The organism is Calditrichia bacterium (assembly GCA_020634975.1).
In the GTDB taxonomy this organism is placed as follows: domain Bacteria; phylum Calditrichota; class Calditrichia; order RBG-13-44-9; family J075; genus JACKAQ01.
On sequence record JACKAQ010000001.1, the window covers coordinates 385,631 to 411,362 of the forward strand.

Consider the following 25,732-nt stretch of genomic DNA (forward strand, 5'->3'; position numbering starts at 1 on the left):
ATATTAAAATGATTCACTTCTGAGTTATTGGCAACAAATTTTCGACTGCTTCTGAAATCTGCCGGTAGATTTTCTGGAACCGGTTGATATCGCCGCCATACGGATCAATAATTTCCAGAGATGGTGCATTTTTGCGAAACGATCCCAAAAAGAACAGCTTATTTCTGGATTCAGGAAACGTTAGCAACACCCGCCGATACAGCTCGATATCCATGATAAAAACAGCACCGGCTTGCTGAACCACTTCAGGCGTGAGTAATTTTGAACGATGCGGGCGCATATCGATGCCGTAATCCTGTGCGGCTTCGACCGCATTATCCGGGCTGGGGCGATCGACCCGTTCGATCAATCCGTAAGAATCGATGCGAATAGTGTCGGCTTTCCCATTTAATTTAGCACGCAAATAATAATCTGCAAACGGGCTCCGGCAAATATTGCCTTTGCAAACGAATGCGATAAAGGGTTGTTTTTTAACCAATTTAGCAAAACGATTTTCAGCATTTTTCCGGTGAAACGGATTAAAGCGGTAATTCAATTCCAACAATTTATGCTGAATTTTTTCACGTGCGCCGCGTAAATTTTCGCCAAAATATTTGCTCAATTGGCGAACGCCGGGTTTTGGATCATCCAACACAATCGTATCCCAACGCTCACGTAACAACGCGATATGCCGGATTTCTGCAACAACTTTGGGCATTGGCACGGTAATTTTAAACGGATCTTTTTTATCTGCTCGAATATTTTCTTTCAACCAGTCCAGGTCTTTCACTGGATTTCGGGCATACAAATGATAACGATATTTGTTTTCCACCGGCTTTTTGCCCTTAACCAGCATATCAAACAGCAATCCCGGAAAATCGACACCAGCGGCAATCGCCAGCGGCAACGATCCCCAAAATCGCCCGTTAATTTCCATTAAAACACTTTCGCCGGTTTCCTGATCCTGTTTGTATTCCACCATTGCAACGCCGGTCCAGCGCAAGTTTTGCAACAAATTGAGCGAGTGTTTCAGCAATTCCTGATCCAGCGGTGCGCTTTTGCGATAGCTGCTGCCGCCACCGCCCAGCGGTTCGTGAACACGCTCATGTTGAAAAGCTGCAACCATTTCGCCGCTATCCATCAAAAATTCCTGCCCGATGCCAACCCCTTTGTGGAATGATTGGATGAGCACCGGACAAATCGGTAGCAATCGCACCAGCTTTTTTTCGAGATCGCTGCGATCTTTTGCCAACTCCACATCCAGCGCATGCCGGATGTTTTGTTGCCACACTTTTGAGGAAACCGGTTTAACAATCACCGGAAAATGGAAGGCTTCGCAAATTGCATCAAGTTGTTTAATATCAACAACTTCAAAACTTTTTGGAATCGGCACGCCCAAGCTTTCCGCCAACTCCAGCGTCTTACTTTTTTTGTAGGTGTATTCAAAACCACGGTCATCGGGAATGGCTAATTTTGCCCATTTTTCCAGTTTTTCCCGGTTGTGAACTATTTGAACCAGATAGTTATCGGCAGTTGGAATAACTAAATCGTAGGACTCGGAGCGCAACAATTTCTCCAACTTTTGCAACCACAAATCCGGTTCCTGCCCTACTTTCGGAAATTCAATCACACGTTTCACATATTTGGAATAGCTTGCAACCGAGTCGTTTGCGTCTGTTCCCTGATGAACAACGATGCCTTTTCGTCCGAGCGAGCGAATTACCGTTAGAGCACTGCGATCGTCAACACCCAGAACCAGCACTTTGTAAGATTTTTGCATCATTTTGCTATCCCTGAACCACATAAATAAGCCCGTAAAACATTCGAGTTATGCCAATCATTGTCGGCATTGTCACCGGATTTGTGATACTCGGATATTTTGCAGGCTGCAATTTTTTATCGTGACTCCAAAATATTATCGAACGTTTTGATGGCGTTTGCCATGTTAAAAAACTGGCGGTTTTCGCGGATGCTTTCAACCAGATAATCCGGGTTGTCAAACAAAAACACGATGCCTTTTTCGATATCTTCGATTTCGTTGAAATTTGCAAACACCCCAAACCGGTCAACAACCACATTTTTGGTGGCGCTCCCCTCTTCTGCAATTGCAAGAATGGGCTTATCCCAACAAATGTAATCGTAGAATTTGCCGGGCAATTGCAATTTGGTGACTGGTTGTAACAGAATCAGCACGTCGCTGTTTGCCATATATTCAAGGCTTTTTTGATAACTTACTTTTGAGATAAAACTGACAACATCCGCCAATCCCAAATCTTCGGAAAGCGCTTTTGTGTGCTTTTGGTGGTCGGTTACCGCACCAAGAAAAATGAATTCCACCTTGCTGCGATCGATGATTTCGTTATCGACCAGATTTTTTACAGCCAATAAAATCGGACTGGGATCGCGATGTTTGTATAACGATCCGGCGTGAATAAACCGAATTTTATCGCGGGTACGTGGCGTTTCAGCTTCGCTGCCATCAAACTGAATGAGGTTCTCCGGATCAAATCCATTGTTGAACAGGCGGAACTTGCTTTTTGGCAAATCGCTGTAATGCGCGACATAGTCGTTATACATTTCCTGTGTAATCAGCACAACCTGATCGGCTTGCCGAACTACCCACCGCTCGAAAGCAACAATTTTATCATGTTTCCATTTTTCAAAACTGTTGGCATCGCGCTCTTCATCGTGCCACGGTGAGCGTGCCCACGGATCGCGAAAATCGATCACCAATCGCGCACCGGTCAGTTTTTTGAGAATTGCGGACATCAAATGCAGACTGTGCGGCGGTGAACTGGAAAATATGACATCGATTTTTTGCTTTTTAATCAACCAAAATCCACGCCAAATCGCCAACGGCAGCCAGGTCATATTTTTGTCCGGAAATTGCAATATATCGGTAAAAAAATCTTTCAGGACTTGCCATTTGCTGCGCTTTGCCAATTTTTCTGCAGGTTTGTACCCAATATCCTGCAACGAAACGCCATTGGCAACAGCACCGTTTGCTTTCCCATTTGCAACGGGATTTGCTGTTTTTTGCGGTTTTTCAGCGGCGGAATCTTCACCGCTATCTGTTTTTTTGATATTCTCACGAACATTCAATAAATGGTGGACAACATCGAGTTTCCCGGTTCGTGTGACGGAAACATCCTGCATAAATTCCGGCAGAGAATCGTCGCCATTGTATTCCGGATAATACTTTTCTTTTAACGTGAGCACCGAAATTTTCCAGCGATTGCGATCCAGAAATTTGCAAATCCGCAAAATCCGCTGTGTCCCGATGGATTTCGATGGTGGAAAATTTGTGGTTAATATGAGTAATCGGTTCATCCCATCCCCTGACGTTGCCCAATTGGTAATCCATTACCATTCTCAGAAATCGGTATTAATTCCGCTTCGGAAGTTTCTCCGGATTCTTCGAGGTCAATTTCTGCAATTTCATTTTGTACTAACCGCTTTTGCGCAATAGCAAACGCAATCAACCAATATACGACTTCGGCATACTGCCTGCTGTGGAATACTCCCGCGGCAGATATCCCGATTAATGACAATTGAATTGCGGTTGTGTTCAAATAATACCATCGCAATTCAGGTCGCCATTTTGATAAGCGCTTCACTTGCACCGTGATCATAAACGCATGGGTTAACAGGCCTAAATAAAGTAATAGCCCAAGTAAACCCCAATCTGTAAAAATTGCGACAAACGTATTGTGCTGCGATTTTGGAGAGTTGATTTCCGGAATATATGACATGGAAAGCTCTTCAAATCCGCCGTCGCCAACGCCCATCGGGTGCTCTTTCCACATTTCGAATGCGCCACCCCAAATCCACAGACGACTTTGGGCAGAATTATCGCTGACATCCGTATGTTGTCTTTCCGAAAATGATTCGTTCGTCAAATTTAAAAATAGCGCCGTTGCACCAATTATTCCGACAACAACAAGCATTCTATATTTACCGCGCATCAGCAAAACAGAAAACATTCCGATAGCCATTAAACCCACAACCGTTGCGCGGCTATTTGCCAGAATAATCAGGTTCAAACAAAATGGCACCGCCAATAAAATGAAAATTTTTTGCCAGCGGTTACTTAACAAAAAATAAATGCCAAAAAAGGGCAGCATTGCCATCACATGTGCAGACAGCGCGTTTTCTTCCGTAGCATTTGGCGCGATGACACCGATATCACGGTTGGACCCGACATCCCATGCTATAAATCCCATATGTGACACACAAACAATGATCACCCACATTAAAATGCGGTAGTCCTGTTGGGTGCGCATAAGGCTGACCAGCAGATAAAACAGCATAAGCTTGTTAACCACATCCATGGTCTTTTCGAAACTGGCATCTGGAAACAATGCGAACATGTACGATACAACAAACATGTTCAGAATGATAAAACAAACCCAAATCAGTATTTTCAGATCGGGTTTCACCAACATCGGTTTCAGGCGATTACGGTTGATAAAAAAGCTAATCAACGTTGCAAGTGCGATTGTGTACGACCACCGTAAATCGGGCAACGCATCGCCCCACCAGAAATACGGCGGGTGATTGTGCCATTCAAAAATATAGGTAATAACGCCATAAACGGGATTGTAAAACGTAAGGATTAACCCCGTAAAATAAACCAATGCAAAAATGATTGCGGTTAAGCTCATAATTTACAGCTACTTTGGATTATGGAATATGTTTGATCACCAACGGTCCAACCGAGTTGGTGAAAGAAAGCGGCATTTTTTGCCAAATTTTTATGAACATATCAAACTTGCTGTTGTCCGGATTCATTTCCGGCAGTTCCTCTTTTTCCGGCAAAATATAATACCAGTACAACGGTGATTCCTCGGCACCCCATTGTTTTTTGAAGCGATAGGTTCCGGAATCTGGTGTGCAACGCCCATAGTCAAACCGTTTGCAGCCTTTTTCGATACTTAGTTTCAGGGATTCCCAATACAGCAGCATGTTCGGGCTGGAGCGATTATATTCCCGCAACGATGACGCCCAGGGAATTTCCATGATATCGCCATATTTTATCAAAAAAGAGGCTGCCGCGGCATCGCCATTGGCGGCATAAACCACACCAATAAACGCCTCCTCCGGAAAAGTTTTGAGAATATTTTCAAAAAACCGACGCGGTAGCGGCGGTGTGCCCAAATCCCGCATATTTATGGTGAATACCTTGTAAAATTCGTCCAGAAGTTCCAGTCCACCGGTTTTTCCGGTCATCTCATCTTTCATCGGACGACGGATCTGACTGCGTAATTTGGCTTTAAATCCGTTGAACAGCTCATCCGGATCAGCCGGTAAATCCAGAAAAAACGTCACTTTATGTTGTTTGCAAGGCTTGCCGGTATTTAAAGCTTCACCCTGCCGGATTTCGATAGATTTAAATCCTTTTTCAACCCGGAATGATTCCAGAAATTGCATTAACGGTTCGATCTGGTCATCGTTGCTCAACAGTGGACCGCCATAATTGACAAATGGTTGCGATACCGCCAAGCGCCCGAAAAGCAACGATTTAAAATCGGTCAACGGCAAAACGCCGGTAATTTTTTGATTTTCAGTAAGGGTTATATAGTAAATCTGGTGGCCAAAAGTAGTTTTGACCATGTCGTTCCAAACCGTGGAGTGGTATATTTTTCCGTTTTTGTGTTCGTTTACAAAGCGATCCCAACCATCGGGTGCTTCTAAAAATGCTTTAATTTCCATCCCATCCCTGCTGTTTTTCAATCTGTTAAATCAATTTCCCTCAACCACACTTTATTTTCTGCAAACCAATCGCAAACTTTTTTTAACCCATCTTCCAACGGCACCTGTGGACGCCAGTTGAGCAATTGGAGAGTCTGGTCCAAATTTGCCCAGGTTACCGGATTATCTGCCGGATGCCGGTCCATGTAGTTTTTATTTGCGGATTTTCCCATCAATTTTTCGAGCAGTGTAATCATTTGGTGCAGTTCAACCGGGCGATCGTTGCCAACATTGAAGATATTGTAACCGCTTAAATCGAGGCAGCGGACAGTTGCTTCCGCGACATCATCTACAAAAGTAAAATCGCGTTTTTGTTTGCCATCACCATAAATATCTATTGGCAAACCCCGGTCAATTTTCAATAGAAACTTGAAATAAGACATGTCAGGTCGTCCCGCCGGCCCGTAAACGGTAAAATATCGCGGTATGCTCACATCAATTTTATAGAGATAATGATACGAATAGCAAAGTGCTTCCGCACCTTTTTTGGACGCAGCGTATGGCGAAAGCGGCGTATCGGTCTTATTTCCCACGTTAAACGGTGTTTCTGTTTCGCCATAAACACTCGATGTTGATGCCAGAATAAATTTACGGATGCCTTTCTGACGGCAACATTCGAGCAAATTGAGCGTTCCGGTTACATTTGTTTGGTAATACACCCACGGATCTGCAACGCTGGCACGGACGCCTGCGCGGGCTGCGAGATTAAAAACTGCATCAAATTGATGTTCATTAAAGATATTTTTGAGCAGTTCAAGATCGCCAATATCACCCTGAACAAATTGGAAGCGACTGTTTTTTTGTAAATGTTGCAGCCGCCATTGTTTAACACGAACATCGTAATAATCGTTCATATTATCAATGCCAACAACTTTTTCGCCGCGATCGAGCAGTTTTTCTGCGACTTTGGAACCGATAAACCCTGCTGCACCTGTTACAAAATAAGTCATTTTTCCTCGTCAGATTACCTTGCTAACCGATTTCAGTTTTTCAACTAACATCTGGATAAAAAGAACGCGGAACACACCTGTCCCGCGTCAACATTTTGTTTATTATCAACTTAGTAGTTGTAATATGAGTATTGATAACGCTCTTTTTTGACATCGGTTTTCACCATATTTAAAACCAAACCGAGCAAGCTATCCTGAATTTGCGCATATTCACGCAATTTTTGTTCAAGTTGTTCAACATTCGTGTAATCTGCGCGAACAACCACCACCAATCCATCCACATTCCGGGTAAGAATTGGCGCATCCGAACTCGCCTGAAATGGCGCAGTATCTAAAATAACCATTCCGTAATGCTGCTTTAACATATTCAACAATGCATTCATTCGCTCGGAGCCCAACATTTCGGTGGGGTTCGGGATCGGCGAACCGGTTGTGATGATGTGTAAATTTGGGATAATCGTTTTCTGGATCAACTTTTTGATATTCTCATAATCCACAGTTGCTTTGGATACGAGGAAATCACCAAGACCAGGTTTTTTGCGATTACCAAAAACATTGTGTAAAACACCGCGACGTAAATCCGCATCTATCAACAATGTGGAGATTTTTTGTTGAGCAAAAGTTATAGCCAAATTTGCACAAGTTAACGATTTACCTTCGTTCGGGCGCAAGCTGGTCATTACAAATGAGCCCAGTTTTTGTTTTTGGCTCAAAAAGAGGAGTTTCGTCCGCAAATCGCGATACGATTCTGATTCCAAAGTGGGTGAATAATCCAGAGTAATCAGCTTCGCATCTCGCTTTCCTTTGATATCTTTTACGTTGTCCGGAATATCGTTTTCATCGTAAATCACAGGAATACTCCCGATAACGGGAAATTTCAATTTCCCTTCGAGGTCTTCGGCGGTTTGCACTGTTTTATCAAAAAATTCCAGAACAATAGCTAAGGCAATGCCCAAACCTATACCAAGCATAAGCCCCAACAGCGATTTCTGGAGGACAATTTTCCAGCTGCTTTGGAGTGGCGGAATGCGGGCTTCATCCATAATGAAAACATCACCGACTTCCACTTCGTTGCTGAGTTTTGCCTGATTGTAGCGCAACAGAATATCTTCATATAGCCGTTGTTTGACTTCCTGATCACGTACGAATGCAGTTAATTCGCGTTCTTTTCTGGGTAGAGCGCTGAGTTTTCCGCGTTCATTCAAAATATTTTGTTCGGCAACCGTAACATCTGTGCTCAGTTTATCGATATGCGAAGTTGCCAAATCGATAATTTTATTAAACAGTGCATTGAATCGGGCTTCATTTTCGCGAAGCTCCGCCGGCGATACAAATTGTTTGGTATACATTTCATTGCGTGCAGTTGTCAATTCACGCATTTCGGAATCGAAAGCGGTGCCGGATGGCAGACCATCAGCCAGCAGATATTGCACTAACTCGCGAACGCGCACCGATTTTTCATCGAAATCTTCGGTTTCTCTGATTTGCTGAATCAACTGACGGATTTCATTCTGTTTAAACTGCGCAGTTGCACGACCTTGCTCCAATGTGGCTAAAGATGTCGCGACACGTCCTTCGATTACATCAGGATTTTTTTCGCGAAATACCTGTAACCTTTGATTGGCTATTTCCAGCTCTTCTTTTGAAATATCCAATTGGCTTTTGAGGTTTTTTTCTGCTTCGTTGCTTTTGCGGTTTTTGATTCTGGAATCGAACTCAACAAACCGGGTTGCTAATGTATTAGCAACTTTTGCAGCCATTACGGGCGATGAATGAGTGGCAGAAATTTCCAGATAGGTCATATTTCTGCGGTCCAGCCACCTTTGCCCGATCATATTTCGCAATGTGGAAATTGCCCGGTCGGTATCGCGAATTTTAAATTCAACAAATTTTTGCCCTAAGCCTTTGACAAAATCGCTGTTCAAAGCAAATGCAATACTGTAATTCGCCAGCCGAACCGTATCCTCAACGGCAAAAGTTGTGAGCAATTTGTCTTCAATTCCATTTGCCGGGTTGGTATACAGCAAACTGTATTTGCCAATTTGGTCTGTGCTTTTTAGCACCTTAAATTGACCGTCAACGCTATTAAAAGATACGTTCACATAACGGAACAGGTCATTACGGTCCACACCTTCTGTAGTAACGGAAAGGTTAAGTTGTAACTCCTCAACAACTTGTTCCATTAACTTATTGGTTGTCAGTGTGGTTACCCGGCTTTCGTTAACCCGGCGTCCGTTATCACCATCCAATGCGCCAACTTTACGGGCATCCTGAAAATGGAGCAACGTTTCTGCGGTATATAATGGCTGGCTGTCATACATTGCCACATAGCCAACCCATCCTGCAAAAACCAGCACAAAAACGCTCAGTATGAGCCACAGCCGCTTTCGGAGGATGCGTAAATATTTTTTAATCTCATTTTCCGGCTCGACAAAGCTGTTACCTGTGCCCCGCCGGTGCCCATTGGCATTAATATTCATCATTACCTCGGATAATTGTTACCGCCCTTGAATCACGTATCGTTGATATGTTATATATAATGTAAAGAATCCGGCTAGCGCTCCCACAAAATTTAATACATTTCGTGTTTTGGCAAAAAAGCCCGGTTTGTTGGGTGAACGTACCCAAATTTGATCGCCGGAACGGAAGGATATATTTTTCAATGCAACACCGGATTGAATATACGGAATAAGGTCTTCCTGAACATTGTCGCCATCTCTTTTCCAGCGCATTTGTTTCAATCCATCTTCGTCCAATGTCCCACCAACCAGCTTCATAACTTCCCATAATGAGTAATCATTATCAAAGTAGTAAAAACCTGGCTTTCGAACACCGCCCAAAACACTCAACCGAATCATCGGTTTAACCTGTATATTCGGAAAACGGAGATAATCTTTATATTTGTCGAGTAAATAATTGGTGAAATCTGCTTCCGTCATTTGGGTGATTCGCACCTTGCCATAAATAGGCAGTTCTACGTATCCGCCATCATCAATCGGGAAAACACCATTCAGAAAAAAAGTAGTATCCGGATAAGTTGAAATGGAAACGCCATCGCCAGGGGAAAAACCACGTCGGATGCCGGTGACACCCTGTCCCGGAGAAACCGGTGCTTCAAACAATTCTGGGTTTCCCGGTTGTTCGGGGTTATTTGCCATCACAGGACTGAAAATAATCATTTGCAACACGAAACTCAAGAACATCAACAGTGGAAGCGATTTTTTGAAAGTCAAAATCACCGTTACCTCCAATTCGTTTTTATTGTCAAGCCGATCGAAAGAAACGATACCGTTTCTCTTTTGTATCCAACTCCAGCGCTTTTAAAATGGAGCGCAATTTGAATATGCCAATTTTGACATGTGAATATTCTTCTGCATCTAACGCTTTTTTTATTTTGAAAAAACCATATTCAGGATGTTTGGATATAATATCACGGATTTTATCCTGAACAGGACGGATTTTCATGTCAGGTTCTTTTTCAAATTTCCCCAAATCAAACTCAACATATCCGGCACGGTTATCTTCACCGCCAGATTTCACGATACCTTCGCTGGCCAAAATTCCATCAATATTGATATCGATTTCTTCCTCAGAGATAACCATTTCTTCGGATTCACTCGGTGAATATTCTGGTTTAACATCACCGTTGGATTCAGGTATATCAGTTTCTTTAGGCTCCTGATAAGTCCGTTGAACGGTTGTGGTTGGTGGTTTGGTATCCTGAACTTCCATCTTTTTTCCGCTGAAGCTTTTCACGGCTTCGTCAACAGAGCCATATTCACTGATAATGTGATAAAATTCAAGCATTTGGTAAATCTCGTAAATTTCCGGCCCCATGTTGGCAAGTTTAATATCGCCGCCATTTTCCCGGAACCGTTTGATCTCACCAATTAATACACCCCAACCGGCACTACTCATATAAACAAGATTTTGCAAATTAAATACTAAACTGTAATACTTGTCCGCTATGCAATGATCGATCACTTTTTGAAGCAAATGACTATTGGCCTGATCCACATAACCGTTGATGGTTACCATCATAACTCGTGATTGTTCATCCAATACGCGGGTTTCGATTTTTACACTGTCTTTTTCGCTCATACGCACCATTTTTCCGTTGTTATTCGAATACTATCGGTAAAATAGTTCGATAATTTTACAAATTCCTTTAAGAATTTACATTTTTTATAATACACTTTCAAAACCACCAAGTTATGAATGATTGAGCCATTTGTGTTAAACGACCGCCAAATTATTGTTAAAATCGCCAAAAGGTGTGACTCTGCGCATAAAATATTTTTTATTGATATTTTATGCACTGGCATTTCTCGATGTTAACTGAATGAAAAGGAAGATTGCGATTGTATAGCCAGGTTAGAAGCTTGAAAAGATGTGAACGGAAACATATCTGTAATCACATCCAATCGTTTCAAAAACTGATGAATTCCTTTATAATGGCGAATTTTTCCAGTAAAGCCCAAATCAACTTTGGGTAAACCGGTATCGAATTCCCAGGGATGCGCATAAAAAATGATGGGTCGCTGTTCATTTTGGCAACGTTTCATCAAATGCCGGGTTAGCGGAAACGGAAATAAACGAAAATAGCCGCCCCCACTACAAGGCAGATTTTGTGATCCCAGTTTAACGGTCGTCATTGGATATTCGATGAGTTTTTTTCCATTTTTTTCGTATATGACAAATGGCTCGCGAGGTGCATCCGGAATACCATATCTATCATGATGAATCGGGAAGACGGATGAATCATAACGTAGCCCTTCTTCCAACATAATCGGCAACGCCCACAATGTATCTTTTGTAACTGAAAAAGTAGGTGCACGATAACCCACAACCGGCTGGTCAACAAGACGTTGGAGAACATCCAGCGATTTTCGTAAATCTTGCCTAAATGATTCTGGCGTCATTTGAGTTATCATTTTGTGGGAATAGCCATGAGATGCGATTTCGTGACCTTCGTGTGCGGCACGAGTAACAAGTTCGGGATACTTTTCTGCAACCCACCCCAAAAAAAAGAATGTTGATTTCAAGTTTTTGCGAGCCAAAAAGTTCAATATCAATTCGGTGCTTTCGACAACACGACTTTCCTGTTTTTCCCATTCTTCAGACGGAAATCGTCAGTTAAAAATTTCGGGATGGAACCAGTCTTCAATATCAAACGACAGTATATTGTGATTTTGCTTACTCATTTACTGTCCCTGAGCGCTTAATACAACCCAAATTGTCTTCACAACAATGGACACATACAATTTGAATTGGCGATAATGATCAATAAAATAAAGATCGTGTTTGAGTTTTTCCTTCACATCTTCCAGGCTTTCATCGTAACCGGTTTCCACTTGTGCCCATCCCGTTAACCCGGGCTTGACTCTCAAACGTTCAACGTATCTGGGGATTTGCTGACGATATTTTTCAACAAAATATGGGCGTTCCGGTCGTGGACCGATCAGGCTCATATCACCTTTTATAACATTAAACAATTGTGGTAATTCATCAATCCGGGTTTTCCGAAGAATTCGCCCTATTTTTGTGATACGCGGGTCATTTTGGGTTGCTAATTGGGGGCCGCTACGCTTCTCGGCATCTGAATACATGCTACGGAATTTGTAAATTCTAAAAACTCGCCCACCTTGCCCAACACGTTCCTGTGAATAAAGAACACCACCTTTGGACTCTAACTTTATTGCCAACGCAACAACAATCCATGATGGAAGAAACAATAAAAAGAGCATTGTGGAGACAAAAAAATCGAACAAACGCAGCCAAATCGGTTGCTTCAGTGTGTCTTCACCGATCACATCATTTAAAAAGTTCTGATATAATTTGCTATCATTGTAAATAGCATCGTCGTTGTGTGTTCCGTTTGAAATGTGTCCGCTTTTTGTTGGTAGATCAAACTCAACTTTCTGGAGCTTGCATTGCCGAACAGCTTCGGAAAAAACGGGTCGATCCATGGGGTCTAATGCCAGCCAAACACGCTCGATGCTAAATTTTTGAACGATTTCGCCCAAATTGTTCACATCACCGAGGATTGCCGGAAATTCCGTATTGAATGGTATACCATCGCTGGGGCGAATTTTTATGAACCCTACAATGTTATGAGGAAACTCGGAGTTACGATACATTCGTTCTGCGATTCTGGGCACGCCCAAAATTGCAATGTTCGTTTGCCCTGAAGTTTGACCATTCAGATTTGCTTTTCTGTACATATTTGATGTATTCGCTTGCAGCATAGCGTAATAGTTACCTAAGTATAGTATTCAATCATTGGGAAACGCGGTAGCTTTGGGGATTTCCCTCTTTTATTTCAGTGAACAGGGTGCTAAAGCTCCGCCGGGTCAACTACAACTCATTAGACAATAATATAGTTAACCGGGTTACCCTTCTTATGATTAAACTCACAGAACATTGACGACCATTTTTCAATGATCAATAATCACTAATTACTTCATAAGATATTTTCGAAGTAATTAAAGAAAGTTTTAGAAATATTTTCACTATTATGAAAATCTTGTTTCAAAAAACAACAAAAATGGGTTTAATCAAAATACAGGTACATTCCCTCAAAGCATCTATATCATTGATTTTTTCAGTTATAAAGCAGTATATTCGAATGCCAAAATAATATGTTTGTAAAAATGGTCTTTTTTAAGATGCTGTTTTCTCGATCAATTTCTCAAAAAAAGCAATAAGTTGCCGATGCGTCCGACAATCCCAAACCAGCTAACCATCCTTCGAATAATTTTGACACCGGTATTTATCGTTTTGATATTAAAAAAATCATCCTCTGAGCAGCTAATTGCCTCCATGATTTTTACTCTTGCCGCATTAACCGACTGGTATGACGGATGGTATGCCAGAAAATTTGGCGTAATCACCCGACTTGGTCAATTTATGGACCCGCTCGCAGATAAAATTCTGGTTTCGTCAGCACTTTTTGTATTTGCAGCGCTGGATTATATTTTTCTCTGGATGGTTTGGGTGATTGTCATCCGCGATGCTGTGATGACATTTAACCGAATTTTTGCCTTATATGCCGGCAAACCTATTATCACCCATGTTTTGGCAAAATGGAAAACAGCAGCACAAATGGTAACAATTTTTATGATATTGGCATATATAAACTGGCGCAATTATTATGCACCACCAGAATCAGTTTATTCCGCTCAGTATTTTGATTTTATTGGGATATCAATGCTAATCGTTACAACACTGACGATAATTTCGGGTGTGTTTTATGTCGTAGAAAACCGCGACTTGCTACTCAGCAGCTTCAGAAAACTTGTTCGATGGTAAAACACACGCTTAGCATATTTACTTTAAGTTGTTAATTTACACAATCCTCACAAAATAATCAATTATTGAAACACGCCTATTTCCAATTTTTCTGAGCATATCCAAACTATCTCGCACCAGAAATCGAAAATAACACACACCCGCAAAACCGCCTACAGGCAACATAAATTGCCACTATAAACTGAAAAGACTACTCAGAGAAATAAAAAAGGCATCGCAAATCTGTATTGCGATACCTTTTTTTGAAACCAAATTTATTTTAGCAGCACATTCCTTTCAATTTTCAACAGCTGCATATTCCAATTTACCTTGGATATAATTATCAATTGCATGGACGAGATTTTGCCCCAAATCCAACAGATACATCTGATGTGCTTTTGCTAATAATGTCATCCCATTATTAGAAAAATCATCATCCAAAGACAGATTCAAATATTTCAGGTTTTCCGGAGAGGCATCGAGCCAACCAGTCAAATGAGATACTGTATCGTATGGTTCAATATTTTGCAAAAATTCGAGGGCTTGGTCAATGTTTTCCGCGATATAAATTTCCATCAATAACCGAAATATGTTTGAGTAAACTTCTGCCGAAAGTATGCGGTTATTGTTTGCTGTCAACACTATTCGATGCTGCCAATCAATATCATCACGCAAATCCCAATATTGCCGCCCGTTGCTGCGGTGTTTTCGTGTAAAATTCTTGAGCATTTCTCGTGAAATACTACCTACGGTCAAATGATTCTGTTCCATGGTAACCTCACAATTTTAACCCTTGAAAACCCAGATAAAAAAATTTATCGATTCGATTGATTGGCGTTGTACATGCAATAAAGCATCTCAAAAATATTGTTTTTGAACAATTTTGTATAATTTTAATAAACGACAACAGTTCAGTAAATATTAGTCAGTAATTTTCAACAAGCTGATAGGTTTTTCAACACCACACAAGTATAGATAAATTAATATGTTACAGAATCAATCATCTAACCCGTAATTCATTAACTTTCCAAATGTCGAAATTTCGACAGGAAATCGAATTCGCAAAAGAGCCATTTTTAATATGTGAAATTAGTGTGACTTTGCTAAAGATTTGTGCGGGAAGTTACAGTTAATTAATCAGATATTGTAATATTATGCAATTTTTATTGCATTTTTCCACTTTTATGCAGTTTTTATGAATAATCAGTTTGCAAGCTATGCATGCCTAAAAGTAGTTTTCATGTTTGATAAACTTATTCATTAAAACATTTGATTACGGTTAGGGCAAATACGGCATTAATGCTGCCATTCTTCTGTTGAAGCAATTTTTTGGACTTCGTGAATTAGGAAGCGAAACTGGGCAATTGTAAATTCTTGTTCGTTCGGTACAGCTATAACTCTGCCGTGATAGAGCATAAATTTTCGTCCAGCGATTTCGATCGGACCCGAAAAATTCATTTCGCGCAGCTTGCTGATGAATGCGTTTTGGTCGCATGCAATGTTGTTTTTCATAAACTTAGATCTCCTGATTGAGGTTTATTCCATGAACAATCGGTAATGCGTGTCCCAATTTCAAACGCAACAACAGCCAACTTTCGAGCGTCGCTTGCAAATTCTGTTCGCAAACCAGTTTCGATTTGCCAAAAGCAACCACGCCTTCGCAATTTGCAACTTTTCCTGCATAGGTATCATCTTCCAACAATTCAAACTCTGCAATTTCCATAGCATGCTGGATATAATGACTCAGAATGAAATAGGTGTTCTCCATTTTCTATCTCCGTAATCTAAGCGTGAAACGTATTCTAATCATAATCGGTACTGAATGCAAAACGATTAACTTTTTTAATAATTAGATCGTATGTTAATTGCAATCGTCGATTTTCTTGTCGTAATGTCTAAAAATAAAACAGGTTTTTAACAATCCGGTTGCAAAAGCGATGAAAAACATTGTAGATTTTTGGTTAACTAAAGCAAGTTATTGATTGAAACTTAATCTGTATCAAATGTATGACCGATTTGTTTTTGCAACCAAATTGATTTTCATTTTTCCCCATTTTTACATCTTGATTTCTGAATATTTATTAGCTACGATTCTGCCCGAATGATTTTTTTAACGAACAAATATCGATCAATCTGAGTTGAACAGTTTTTTTGCGGGGGCTCGTTGGGCATAAATTTCTGATGTTTGCATTCGCGAGATACATAATAAATGCCTGATGACCAACATACTTTTAGAAAGGATGATCATGCGTAAAACGATTGGAATTACCCTAATTGCATTATTGTTATGGGGTTGCGGCAAATACAAACACCTGAAACCTAATCCGGAAATCGTTCCCAGGGAATCCGGTTATACGGAAATCATCGACAAAGACAAGCCGTTTGAGCTAAAGCAAAACAAACGGTATTTTATGACATTCCCGGCACCTGCATCCAGCGATTATTATTTGGTGGTGCAGCTCTCAAACGGAACGCAACTTTCCAGCTACCTCACACAGCAGTTCGACAAAAAGCCGGACACGCAAGATCCAGTGATAAAAAACGATAGCAAATCACCAAATGTTGCAGCTTATCCGGTTGAAGCCAGTGCAACGCCATACACATGGGTGATTGACCGCGTTGATGCGAAAACATTTTTGAATATGGAATATCGCTATGTGCCACGCTGGCGCTACCAATTTGAAACCAAATATGCATCATTTCAAACGATTTTGGCAAAAAACAAAGCCGATCGTCAACGATTGCAGGGACTTGGCACAACGGTTAGTATCAGCACTATCGATTTTGCCGGCGAATTGTCCGAACTGGATCGCAAAACAGAGACGCTCAAAAAATTGCAAGCCATCGTGCTGGAGACGGAATCTATTTTCCCCGGCGCAATAAAAGGCTCGGATGACCGGGCATATCTCGATTATTTGGGCATAAAACGCGAAGTAGATGACGAACTGCGTTTTCAGGATGACTATCGCATCGCGCTGAAAGCACTGCAAATTACCCGCGATGGCAGATTGGATAACGAGTTGTTTATTCGCAACTTACCGGAAATTATGCGATTTTTCGAAAACGAAAATCGGTATCCGGAAAATGTGCGCCGCGAAGTGGCAGATGCCGTTGCCAACCGCTTATCGGAAATTGTTCCGTATTACGAAAGCCAGGTGCAGCGCAAACGCGATCTCTCCAAAATTGACTTCCCGGCGAATGCTGCCAAAAATTTATATGACCGCACCAACCAACGTCCCGATCAGCGATTCAGTGATTTCACCCGGTTTGTGGATGCGTTCAACCGCGATCTCGACAACCTGCAATCCAGCCGCAAAAAAGTGGATGACCTTCGCGCACAACTGAAGCGCGAAAGCTGGCCATCCGCCAGTTTTTATTCGCGTATGCGCGGCGATGTCAACCGGTTGCAATCCAGCCTGCCGACATTTTCCCGCAGCGATTACGGCAAATACACCAATTATTCGATCGTTTCCCGATTGGAAAATGAAGTGCGCGGACTGAGCGCACAGGTGAATGACATGGCTCGTGGATTGGGCGTTGCCGAAAGTTTGGCCGGCGAAATAAATATGTTGAAAGATAGCGGCAACTATCGCGGCATCATCCGGTTACTGAAACAGCACAGCGATATCGCGTTTTTGCGCGACCAGTACGGTGATCTCGATCAGCGATCCATCGATCAGCAGGAACAGGACATCCGGCGTGCACTGCAAAACCAGAATTTTGCCGATGCCGAGCGCCGCATCGAAGCCTTATACAATGATCGCGATTTTATTGATTACGACGCTTTTGCCGCACGTAAATTGTCGCTTTGCAAAGAATTTGAGGAGCAGATGCTCGCCGCCATCGAACAGGCATCGAAAGAGCGCGTAACGGCGTTTATCGCAGCGAATCAGGGCGGCATCAACAACGTGGACGAATTGTATAATTCCGAAGCATTCCAGCCGGTGCACAAAATCACATTTTCTGCCGGCGGGCAAAATGTGATCGACAAATACAATCAGCGGTTGCAGCAATATATGGACGGGTTGAAATTTGATCAATTCCCCAAATCATCTATTGAGGCGATTTACGGCGATTTCACCCGTAGCCCGCATGACAACGGCATCGCAAAAGCCCGTGCAGTCATCACCCACGGCAAATATTACAAAGGGAACGATCGCAAAGTCAAAAATATGATTGCGGAGCTGGATCCGGCAATCGCCAAATGGATCACCAAACCGACGGAATATCGCCGGATTTTTGTGGTGCCGGTGAACGCAGCACAACAGGCGAACAACAGCTACACTTTCCGGGTGAATTTGCAGATTCCATCCGACGCGAAATTTCCGGTATTTGACGTAAATATCAAATTACCGCGCGAAATTGCCAAAAGCGCCGGCACGGAACAGTGGTATCAATCGATGACGCTGAACGGAAAACAGCTCAAAAATGAAGGGCGATTTACCATTACCGCACCGACCGAACGCAACGATTTTGAATGCCAGATCACCCCGTTGCAAGTTCGCAAAGATGGCGATAACATTCTGGAAGTGAAGTTCAATCACGCGGCGTTCAAAGTGCTGGAAATCAGCGTGATGGCGCAACGCCCGATTATTCGCCGCGACTGATCCGGCAACGAAAAGCGAAAATCAGAGATAAAAACAGACAAAGGTAACAACAATTATGAACAATCGTAAGTGGTGGATAATTGGCGCTTTAGCACTTGTAGGAATCATCGCGCTGCTGTATTTTTTTCTGCGAAAAGACCTCTCCAATCACATTGTGATTCCATATATCTCGCACCAGAAACCGGTGATCGATCCGCATTTGCCGCACAACGTGGCGCTGTCCGACAAGCTGGACGAAGTGTTGTTCGAGGGCTTGTTCAACATTTCCGCAACGCCCAGCGGCGTCGTTTATGAGGACGGATTGGGCGAATTTATCGATATCGTCGGTAACTCAACCGTGATTATCCGGCTGAACGCATCGAAAAAATGGCACAGCAGCTATTCCGTAACCGCAGATGATGACGAAGTGACCGTCACCGAAAGCCAGCCGCGCACATTTTCCGACCAGGATTTGCGCTTCACGCTGCGCAGAATTCAGCAGCTCGGCAGCCTGTCGCCGGACTATATTCTGGTGTCGCAGGCGCTGGAAACCTGGGATTTTGAGGGACCGGACAACAACAACGAAATCAAGTTCCGGTTCAAGCCCGATCGCGAATGGAAAGTGGACGAAATAAAAGATGTGCTGTCGTTCAAAATTTTGCCGCACGATGCGGAACTGGCCGCCGCCAGCTACGAAACCGGCACCGGACCATATCTCACCGTGCCGCCCGCTTCCCCGCCGAACGATGTGCCGCGTTTTTACCACAATCCCGCGGAAGCTGCGGAACTGAAATTCGTCGATCTGAAACCGTTTGTGGACAACAGCACCTTCACGACTGAGTTGAAAAATACCAACATCAACGTGCTGCTGGAAACGCCGTTTGGCGCAGTGTCGCCCATTCTTGGCGATGCGGAGGATTATTTCACGAAATCGAATATCGCCACTACCTTTTTTGCGGTGCTGTTCAACACCCAACGGCTCAATCGCGAGCAGCGCACCGAGTTGCGTAAGTTGTTGGATAATAAGGTAATTATGGATCGATTTTACAAAGCCGGAACACCGCAGCAACGCAATATTGAAGACTACAAAGGCAACAAAAACAATTACAGCGATTACCTGAATTACAGCGTTTTCCCGTCCTCCAGCTATTATGTTGAGGAAGAAATTGTGCTGCCGATGCGCGAAAAAGGCACACCGGATTTGTCTGTGCTGCCGGACAGCATTCGCATTGTTGCGACGATGAATTTTCAGCACCGCGAAGAATACGGCGAAATGCTGGAAATTTTGAACGATCGCAGCCTGTTCAACGGTAAAGTTCGCGCCGCAGCGGTCAGTAATGACGAAATCAAACGCGGTAATTATGATGCAATTCTGGTTGCGATCGACGGCTATAAGAGCACGTTTTTATTCAACTTATACGATATTTTTCTCCGCGAGCCGGATTTCGAAACTTACAAAATCAACCTCGTCACCGAAACCAACGCCAAAGGCGAACGCGTAGCAGCACCTGCGTCGTTCAACGGACGCAATTTTTGCCGCATCGATGCCTCGCTGGTTGGCGATGACCGGGAAAATTTTCTGAAATTCCTCGAACACATGCACGGTTTTATGTATTCCAACTACATCGGCGACAAACAGGCTTACGCCGGATTTTTGGAAGAAACCGAACAACAGCTTGCGCTGGGCGCGTATCTGTTCTCGCTGCCGTCGCTGGCATATTTCAGCACCCAGTTTGATGCGCAGAGCATCCAATTGTATGGCGTGGCGTCGCAGCTTTCGACCATCGAAAAATGGCAGGAGCGCCGCGACTAACGCTTTGTTTTTACTTGTTTTGCCGTTTTGCCGCGAAGGCGCAAAGATCGCGAAGGTTTACTTTTTAAACCGCAGAGATCGCAAAGTGCGCTGAGATTTCAAAGAAAAAATTAAAGCGAGCAACTGATTTAGAATCATACATTTAAAACGCTATTTTTGCTCGTTTTTTCAATAAAAATAAATCTTTTCTCTGCGATCTCCGCGTTCTCTGCGGTTAAAAAACCTTCGCGCGCTTCGCGCCTTTGCGGCAATAATAATTCAGTTAAAATCCCCAAACACACAGGAATTTTGTGGCTCGCCTTTTTGAACGTTTCACCAAACATTTTCTGATTGGGCTATTGATTTGCACCGGATGCATTTCGGGCATTTTTGCGCAAAATTCCGCTGATTTTTTTATCTCCGCAAGTTACGAAAATTTAACGATTTACAATCGCTATCAACAGCGCATTACCGGTGATGAAATCCGGCAAAATTTTGCCAAATTACAACCGCTACAAATCGAAGAACGCCAGACAAAACTGAGCGACGGCTTTACCGATTGCATGAAAGTGCGATTGGGTCGGAACACATTTTTCATCGCAACGGACGAGGACGGCGCGCCAAAATTCAGCAATCAACCGGCGGAATTTGCTTTTTTGGAAAACTGCAACCTGCTCGGCGACACTGTTTCGGTGTTGCAAAACGGCGAAATTTTCATCGCGCAGGATTTGGCTTATCCCAACATCGGCGACGACCGGAAAATTTTTCTGGCAACCGGTGAGCAGTTTGTCCGGCTGTTCGAATGGCAGCGGCAAATTTTTGCAAAACAGCCGGAAAATCCGGTGCTGTTCGGCTGGACAAATCTCCCAAAACGCGGCGAAGGCAGCAGTTGGGAAATCCGGGCAGCGGAAAAATTGCCCGAAAAATCACCGGCGGCCGAAAAATCTTTTTTTGAAGTTCAGCAATTTGTCGAAATGCAAACCGGCGAAATCAACCGTGTGCTGACTCGGCTGTTTGGCTATTTCAATGAAAAAAAGGGTGAAAACCGGACACCGCCGCAATGGGAAATCAACACCGAAAACGAGCAAATCATTCGATGTAAATTCAGTAATTCCAGTGACATCGATCGGTTTAACGAAAGCAGCCGCTACCTGTTTATCCGGCTGGAAAATTATTTGCTGAACAGCGGTTTTTCGGTGGCAATTTCCGGGTCGGAAATTGTGATTCGACGGAAAACGTAATCTCAGAAAATGAAAAAAAATCTGATTGAACATATATTGAGTCTGGTGATTGTGAGCGCGATTTTCATCGCGTTGATCGTTCATTTCAACACAACCGCACAACAGCAGCAGGCAAAATCCGACGCCGTTTTGGAGGAATATCTGCAGCTCGATTTTCTGGAGTTGAGTAATCCGCTGCACAAATCGCTGCTGCGCGAAACGCTGAACACCTATTTTCCCAACCAAACCGCCAAAAACGATTCGCTGGTTCGGGCAATCGATTCGTATCGCGCCGAGCAAATCACCAGCATGCAGCGCCAGCGCCGCGCCAAAGGCATCACTTCGCCGGGAAAAATGGGCGAATTGTTCGGCATGTATCTGCAATTTATTCTCGCTTACGTGATCGTCATGCTGCTCACTTATTACGGCGTGCAAACACTGGCGACCATCCGTTTTGTGAAATACCAGCAAAACGATCCGGGCTATCTCATGCAATTTTGGCGTTTCGTCAACTCCGAGCCATTACCGAAATCTGCCGGTGCACTACTCCCCTACCTCAATTTTTCGGTGGTTCCGCTCATCAAAGCAGTGTTGAAAGCGGGATTGTATTTCATCATGTTTTCACCGGCGTATGTGATTGCCTATGCTTTCAAAACGCGATTTGATACGGATTCACTATTTTTTCTGGTGTTGCTCGGCGTGATTTCCAACGGATTGCTGATCACATACGCTCAAAAATTTTACACATTTTTGCTCAGCGAAAGCCGCAAAGGGTATGTGCAAACGGCGATCGTCAAAAGTTTGCACAACAATTATTTTCAACACACGCCGGACGGCATCGGTTGGCCGGCAATTTTCCGGTTCAATAAATCGTTTCCCGGACATGTGTTCGGGCATATTTACGAAAACGCCAATTTCCAATACATGGCGACCATCAAAGAACAGGCATCGTTTTTGATCACCGGATTGGTGATTATTGAAATGGCGCTGAACATTCAGGGACATTTGTGTTACGAGCTGCTGCAAAATTTGCTGTTCAATCGATACGATGTAGCGCTGGCGATCATTTTGGGGATTTTCGCGGTGGTGAAAGCCACGGAAATTTTTGCGGATTACCGGATTTTCCGTACACGGCAACGATTTGCAAATGAGTGATTTTCGGAAATTTAACCGAAGATTCCTGCCTACTCAGGAATGACCAAAAATTGTCACTCCTGCGTAGGCGGGCGTCGATATAATCAGATTATATCTATAATTATCAATAGTTTATGAATCAGAAAATTCAACAATTTTTCACCGATAAAGACAAGCTGTGGCTGGCGATCTGGCTTTGCGGCATTGCGCTGCTAACCATCTGGAACGCGCTGTTTTTGAACGCACCGGCGTTTGAACGGGTACGCACGGGATTTGTCAACACGATGCTGATTGCGCTGCTGGTCATCGGAATTACGCTGGTTGCCGGGTGGTTGATTGGCGTCGCGGTGTATTTTCTGGAGCGAATGCGCAACAGCGCAGCGTATCTCACCGCCACATTTTTGCTGAATATTGTTCGCTCGGTGCCGCAAATCGTGGGTATTTTGCTCGGATTTGTGCTGATCACCGTCGGCATTCAATCGAACGCGCTCGGCAGCGGCGCTACGATTATTCTGGCGATTGCCGGAACGATCAGCCTGTTCGTTTTTCTGGAAATTGTAGACCTCATTCGCGAACGCATCGCCCATTTCCGGCGCAGCGATTTTTACAACGCAATGCTGGTTTGCGGCATCTCCGAATGGCGGATCGTGAACGTGGATATTTTGTGGAAGAACAGCCGCAACCACATTTTCAACAAGCTCATCGCCATTTTTGGCGTGACCATTTTTCTGCTCTGCAGCATCGATTTTATCATTTCCGTGGGGCTGTCCAACGATGTCAGCTCAATCAACCTGCCGGTGACGCTGGGCAGCCTGCTCGCCAAAATCGATAGTAAACAGGATGTGCTGGCCATCGGGCACACGCTGCTCAATCCGGGCTATCTTCCGAACCTGTTTTTTAAGCACTTACAGGGAATTTCCGTGGCATTTCTGATCGTGTTTTCATTGGTGTGCATTTACAAAATTGCCAACGGTTTCGCCCGGAGATATGAATTATGAGCCATAAAATTCACATCTCCAAAAACGGCAAAACGCTGGTTGCGATCGACAATTTTGATTTGCAGCCCGGAAAAATAACCTTTTTATTTGGCGAATCGGGCATCGGGAAATCGCTGCTGTCCAAAGCGATTTACGGGCTGATCGATCCGCATTTGCTGGATGTGACGATCGACAGCATGCCCTACCGCGATTACCTTGCCGATGAAAACGTAATTGCCGCAAAACGCAACGGATTTTTTGTGTTTCAGGAACCGTCCAGCCATCTTAATCCGCTGCGGACGCTGGAAACGCAGATTAACGAGGGCAGTTTGAGCGGCAAATCCGGCGAAGCGGAGGCGCTCGGCAAATTGTGGGAAGGCAAAGCGGATGCGGCAGTTCAGCAAATTTTGCGGGTGTTCCCGAAACCATATCGCCCCAGCGGCGGCGAAAAACAGCGCATTTTGCTGGCGATGGCGTTCAAAAAAATCGCCCGATTCCAGCAGGACGGTGCACCGGACAATCACCTGTTTGTGTTCGACGAACCAACCGGCAGCCTGGATAATCGTTACCGGAATATTTTTCTCAAATTGCTGCTCGACAAGTTCACCGAAACGCCTTTCACCGGCATTTTTATTACCCATGATTATTCGATTATCAGCGAAATTGCCGGTTATCCGCAACAACTGCAATCGAAAGTTGTTTACAAAGAATTGACCGAATCGAAAAACGGTTTGCAGCTTCGCGATTTTGCGGCGAAAGAATATCTCAACTGGATCGACGAAGAAAAGCACGCTGATTTTGCGGGTTCAAGTTCAGCAAAAACAGTGTTTTCGATAGATAGCGGCTATCGCGTTTTCGGGAAAACGATGCAGTTCCGGAAAGCCAGATCGCAGCAAAAAGCGGATGAATTGGTCATCCGCAGCGGCGAAATGGCTTATGTAAAAGCCGCCAGCGGCATCGGAAAAACCACGCTCGCGAAAATAATTATGGGATTGCAAACGGCCGAAAATTTAGCGTTTTCGCTCTCCGGCGAAGATTTCAGCGAGCAAACACAGCCGGGAAAATGGCGCAAAAAAGTGTGGGGAAAAAGCGCCGGAATGGTGTTTCAGCATGCGGATGAATCGCTGAATTTGCAAGCCAGCGTGCGGGAAATTTTTGCTGGATTGCCGCTCGAAAAGCCGCTCGACGATCATTCGCTGAGCGAACATCTCCGCAGCATTTTTGACATCACCATCGACGATGCGTTTTTGGGCAAACGCACCGGATTGCTCAGCGGCGGACAAAAACAGCGTCTCAACTTGCTGCGCACACTGCTACTCAATACGGACCTGCTGATTCTCGATGAGCCGTTTAACGGACTGGATTTGGAAAGCATCCAAAAAATTGTCGCGCTCATCAAATACAAGCTCGCGGACGGCGCTGCCATTTTGATGATTTCCCACAATGAAGAAATTGTCGAAAGCATCGTGCCGCCGGAGCGCATTTATTTTTTGACTGCGGAAAGTTGACGGAACAGACTAATTTAACCGCAAAGAACGCTGAGTTATCAGAGGATACTACTCCAATTTAATTCTTTTTTCTGCTTCCTCAGCGAACGCTGCGGTTAAAAAACAACTTTCCCTTGCCCGTCACTTTCTTTTGCGCGTTATTTCAGGAAATTCAACAACATAAACAGGAGATAAATTGATGAAAGTCGCATACGTTTTTGCCACATCCGGACATACCGCAAGCTATAAACTCGGCAAAATGATTCTGCCCCAACTGGAAAACGGCACCCATGGCGTGACCGTGATCGGCATGTTTTTCTTCGACGACAACACCTATATTTTGCGAAAAGGCGATCCGATGGGCGAACGGCTTGCAAAAATCGCCAAAGAAAAAGGCATGTTGTTGATGATGTGCGACCAGTGTGCATTGGAGCGCGGACTCGCCACCGGCGTTGCCGGCGATTGCAGCCCGACCGGCACGGTTGAAGGCGTGCAGGTTGGTTGTTTCCCGGATTTGTATGGCGCATTGGCTGGAAATCCGCCGGATCATGTGATCACTTTGTAAT

20 protein-coding genes and 1 pseudogene are annotated in these 25,732 nt (G+C 43.8%); 8 read left to right on the top strand and 13 right to left on the bottom strand.

Going from position 1 to position 25,732, the window contains the following annotated elements; translation table 11 throughout:
- Window positions 1-13: 13 nt before the first annotated feature.
- The 10 genes and pseudogenes from H6629_01565 to H6629_01610 all read right to left on the bottom strand — a co-directional run bounded on the left by H6629_01565 (window position 14) and on the right by H6629_01610 (window position 12,928).
- Entirely contained in the window at window positions 14-1,762 is a 1,749-nt protein-coding gene (locus tag H6629_01565) for an ATP-grasp domain-containing protein (protein MCB9066486.1), read from the bottom strand.
- Window positions 1,763-1,875: 113 nt separating this feature from the next.
- Complete coding sequence (locus H6629_01570) at window positions 1,876-3,309, bottom strand: glycosyltransferase (GenBank protein MCB9066487.1); 1,434 nt, start codon at window positions 3,307-3,309, stop codon at window positions 1,876-1,878.
- Complete coding sequence (locus tag H6629_01575; GenBank protein ID MCB9066488.1) at window positions 3,306-4,418, bottom strand: O-antigen ligase family protein; 1,113 nt, start codon at window positions 4,416-4,418, stop codon at window positions 3,306-3,308. The genes H6629_01570 and H6629_01575 overlap by 4 nt, the downstream gene beginning before the upstream one ends.
- Window positions 4,419-4,662: 244 nt before the next feature.
- Window positions 4,663-5,691: a FemAB family PEP-CTERM system-associated protein gene (locus H6629_01580; protein MCB9066489.1), complete on the bottom strand. Its 1,029-nt coding sequence runs from the start codon at window positions 5,689-5,691 to the stop codon at window positions 4,663-4,665.
- A 17-nt stretch (window positions 5,692-5,708) separates the two neighbouring features.
- Window positions 5,709-6,680 (bottom strand): SDR family NAD(P)-dependent oxidoreductase, encoded by a 972-nt coding sequence (locus H6629_01585; protein MCB9066490.1) that lies wholly within the window; start codon window positions 6,678-6,680, stop codon window positions 5,709-5,711.
- A 110-nt stretch (window positions 6,681-6,790) separates the two neighbouring features.
- Window positions 6,791-9,163 (bottom strand): polysaccharide biosynthesis tyrosine autokinase, encoded by a 2,373-nt coding sequence (locus tag H6629_01590; GenBank protein MCB9066491.1) that lies wholly within the window; start codon window positions 9,161-9,163, stop codon window positions 6,791-6,793.
- Window positions 9,164-9,178: 15 nt separating this feature from the next.
- The gene (locus tag H6629_01595; GenBank protein ID MCB9066492.1) at window positions 9,179-9,919 is read right to left on the bottom strand and encodes a hypothetical protein; all 741 of its coding nucleotides are present in this window, start codon (window positions 9,917-9,919) and stop codon (window positions 9,179-9,181) included.
- Between the two features lie 25 nt (window positions 9,920-9,944).
- Window positions 9,945-10,781, bottom strand: coding sequence for an STAS domain-containing protein (locus tag H6629_01600; protein ID MCB9066493.1), 837 nt, complete (start codon window positions 10,779-10,781; stop codon window positions 9,945-9,947).
- A 233-nt stretch (window positions 10,782-11,014) separates the two neighbouring features.
- Window positions 11,015-11,806, bottom strand: a pseudogene (locus H6629_01605) (DUF3473 domain-containing protein).
- A 78-nt stretch (window positions 11,807-11,884) separates the two neighbouring features.
- Complete coding sequence (locus H6629_01610; protein MCB9066494.1) at window positions 11,885-12,928, bottom strand: sugar transferase; 1,044 nt, start codon at window positions 12,926-12,928, stop codon at window positions 11,885-11,887.
- A gap of 511 nt (window positions 12,929-13,439) precedes the next feature.
- Between H6629_01610 and pgsA the strand changes: the two genes are divergently transcribed.
- Window positions 13,440-13,991: a CDP-diacylglycerol--glycerol-3-phosphate 3-phosphatidyltransferase gene (gene pgsA, locus H6629_01615; protein MCB9066495.1), complete on the top strand. Its 552-nt coding sequence runs from the start codon at window positions 13,440-13,442 to the stop codon at window positions 13,989-13,991.
- 276 nt (window positions 13,992-14,267) lie between these two features.
- Here pgsA and H6629_01620 read toward each other — a convergent pair whose 3' ends face one another.
- The 3 genes from H6629_01620 to H6629_01630 form a co-directional block, all read right to left on the bottom strand.
- Window positions 14,268-14,741: a hypothetical protein gene (locus H6629_01620; GenBank protein MCB9066496.1), complete on the bottom strand. Its 474-nt coding sequence runs from the start codon at window positions 14,739-14,741 to the stop codon at window positions 14,268-14,270.
- A gap of 525 nt (window positions 14,742-15,266) precedes the next feature.
- Window positions 15,267-15,482, bottom strand: coding sequence for a hypothetical protein (locus tag H6629_01625; protein ID MCB9066497.1), 216 nt, complete (start codon window positions 15,480-15,482; stop codon window positions 15,267-15,269).
- Between the two features lie 4 nt (window positions 15,483-15,486).
- Window positions 15,487-15,738 carry a type II toxin-antitoxin system HicB family antitoxin gene (locus H6629_01630; protein ID MCB9066498.1) on the bottom strand — a complete coding sequence of 84 codons (252 nt, stop codon included), beginning with the start codon at window positions 15,736-15,738 and terminating at the stop codon, window positions 15,487-15,489.
- A 478-nt stretch (window positions 15,739-16,216) separates the two neighbouring features.
- Between H6629_01630 and H6629_01635 the strand changes: the two genes are divergently transcribed.
- From H6629_01635 to H6629_01665, 7 genes are all read left to right on the top strand, one after another.
- Window positions 16,217-18,577: a hypothetical protein gene (locus H6629_01635; GenBank protein MCB9066499.1), complete on the top strand. Its 2,361-nt coding sequence runs from the start codon at window positions 16,217-16,219 to the stop codon at window positions 18,575-18,577.
- Window positions 18,578-18,632: 55 nt separating this feature from the next.
- On the top strand, window positions 18,633-20,369 hold the full coding sequence (locus tag H6629_01640; GenBank protein MCB9066500.1) for a hypothetical protein: 1,737 nt from the start codon (window positions 18,633-18,635) through the stop codon (window positions 20,367-20,369).
- 290 nt (window positions 20,370-20,659) lie between these two features.
- Window positions 20,660-21,589: a hypothetical protein gene (locus H6629_01645; GenBank protein MCB9066501.1), complete on the top strand. Its 930-nt coding sequence runs from the start codon at window positions 20,660-20,662 to the stop codon at window positions 21,587-21,589.
- A 9-nt stretch (window positions 21,590-21,598) separates the two neighbouring features.
- On the top strand, window positions 21,599-22,723 hold the full coding sequence (locus tag H6629_01650; GenBank protein ID MCB9066502.1) for a hypothetical protein: 1,125 nt from the start codon (window positions 21,599-21,601) through the stop codon (window positions 22,721-22,723).
- Between the two features lie 113 nt (window positions 22,724-22,836).
- Entirely contained in the window at window positions 22,837-23,700 is an 864-nt protein-coding gene (locus H6629_01655) for a hypothetical protein (protein ID MCB9066503.1), read from the top strand.
- Window positions 23,697-25,187 (top strand): ATP-binding cassette domain-containing protein, encoded by a 1,491-nt coding sequence (locus H6629_01660; protein MCB9066504.1) that lies wholly within the window; start codon window positions 23,697-23,699, stop codon window positions 25,185-25,187. The genes H6629_01655 and H6629_01660 overlap by 4 nt, the downstream gene beginning before the upstream one ends.
- Window positions 25,188-25,365: 178 nt before the next feature.
- On the top strand, window positions 25,366-25,731 hold the full coding sequence (locus tag H6629_01665) for a DsrE family protein (protein ID MCB9066505.1): 366 nt from the start codon (window positions 25,366-25,368) through the stop codon (window positions 25,729-25,731).
- Window position 25,732: the final 1 nt, after the last annotated feature.

Bases quoted from the DNA above. Each gene is read 5' to 3' on its own strand.
- H6629_01565 (MCB9066486.1), bottom strand. From the start codon at position 1,762: ATGATGCAAAAATCTTACAAAGTGCTGGTTCTGGGTGTTGACGATCGC.
- H6629_01570 (MCB9066487.1), bottom strand. From the start codon at position 3,309: ATGAACCGATTACTCATATTAACCACAAATTTTCCACCATCGAAATCC.
- H6629_01580 (MCB9066489.1), bottom strand. From the start codon at position 5,691: ATGGAAATTAAAGCATTTTTAGAAGCACCCGATGGTTGGGATCGCTTT.
- H6629_01585 (MCB9066490.1), bottom strand. From the start codon at position 6,680: ATGACTTATTTTGTAACAGGTGCAGCAGGGTTTATCGGTTCCAAAGTC.
- H6629_01590 (MCB9066491.1), bottom strand. From the start codon at position 9,163: ATGATGAATATTAATGCCAATGGGCACCGGCGGGGCACAGGTAACAGC.
- H6629_01600 (MCB9066493.1), bottom strand. From the start codon at position 10,781: ATGAGCGAAAAAGACAGTGTAAAAATCGAAACCCGCGTATTGGATGAA.
- H6629_01610 (MCB9066494.1), bottom strand. From the start codon at position 12,928: ATGCTGCAAGCGAATACATCAAATATGTACAGAAAAGCAAATCTGAAT.
- H6629_01620 (MCB9066496.1), bottom strand. From the start codon at position 14,741: ATGGAACAGAATCATTTGACCGTAGGTAGTATTTCACGAGAAATGCTC.
- H6629_01625 (MCB9066497.1), bottom strand. From the start codon at position 15,482: ATGAAAAACAACATTGCATGCGACCAAAACGCATTCATCAGCAAGCTG.
- H6629_01630 (MCB9066498.1), bottom strand. From the start codon at position 15,738: ATGGAGAACACCTATTTCATTCTGAGTCATTATATCCAGCATGCTATG.
- H6629_01635 (MCB9066499.1), top strand. From the start codon at position 16,217: ATGCGTAAAACGATTGGAATTACCCTAATTGCATTATTGTTATGGGGT.
- H6629_01640 (MCB9066500.1), top strand. From the start codon at position 18,633: ATGAACAATCGTAAGTGGTGGATAATTGGCGCTTTAGCACTTGTAGGA.
- H6629_01650 (MCB9066502.1), top strand. From the start codon at position 21,599: ATGAAAAAAAATCTGATTGAACATATATTGAGTCTGGTGATTGTGAGC.
- H6629_01655 (MCB9066503.1), top strand. From the start codon at position 22,837: ATGAATCAGAAAATTCAACAATTTTTCACCGATAAAGACAAGCTGTGG.
- H6629_01660 (MCB9066504.1), top strand. From the start codon at position 23,697: ATGAGCCATAAAATTCACATCTCCAAAAACGGCAAAACGCTGGTTGCG.
- H6629_01665 (MCB9066505.1), top strand. From the start codon at position 25,366: ATGAAAGTCGCATACGTTTTTGCCACATCCGGACATACCGCAAGCTAT.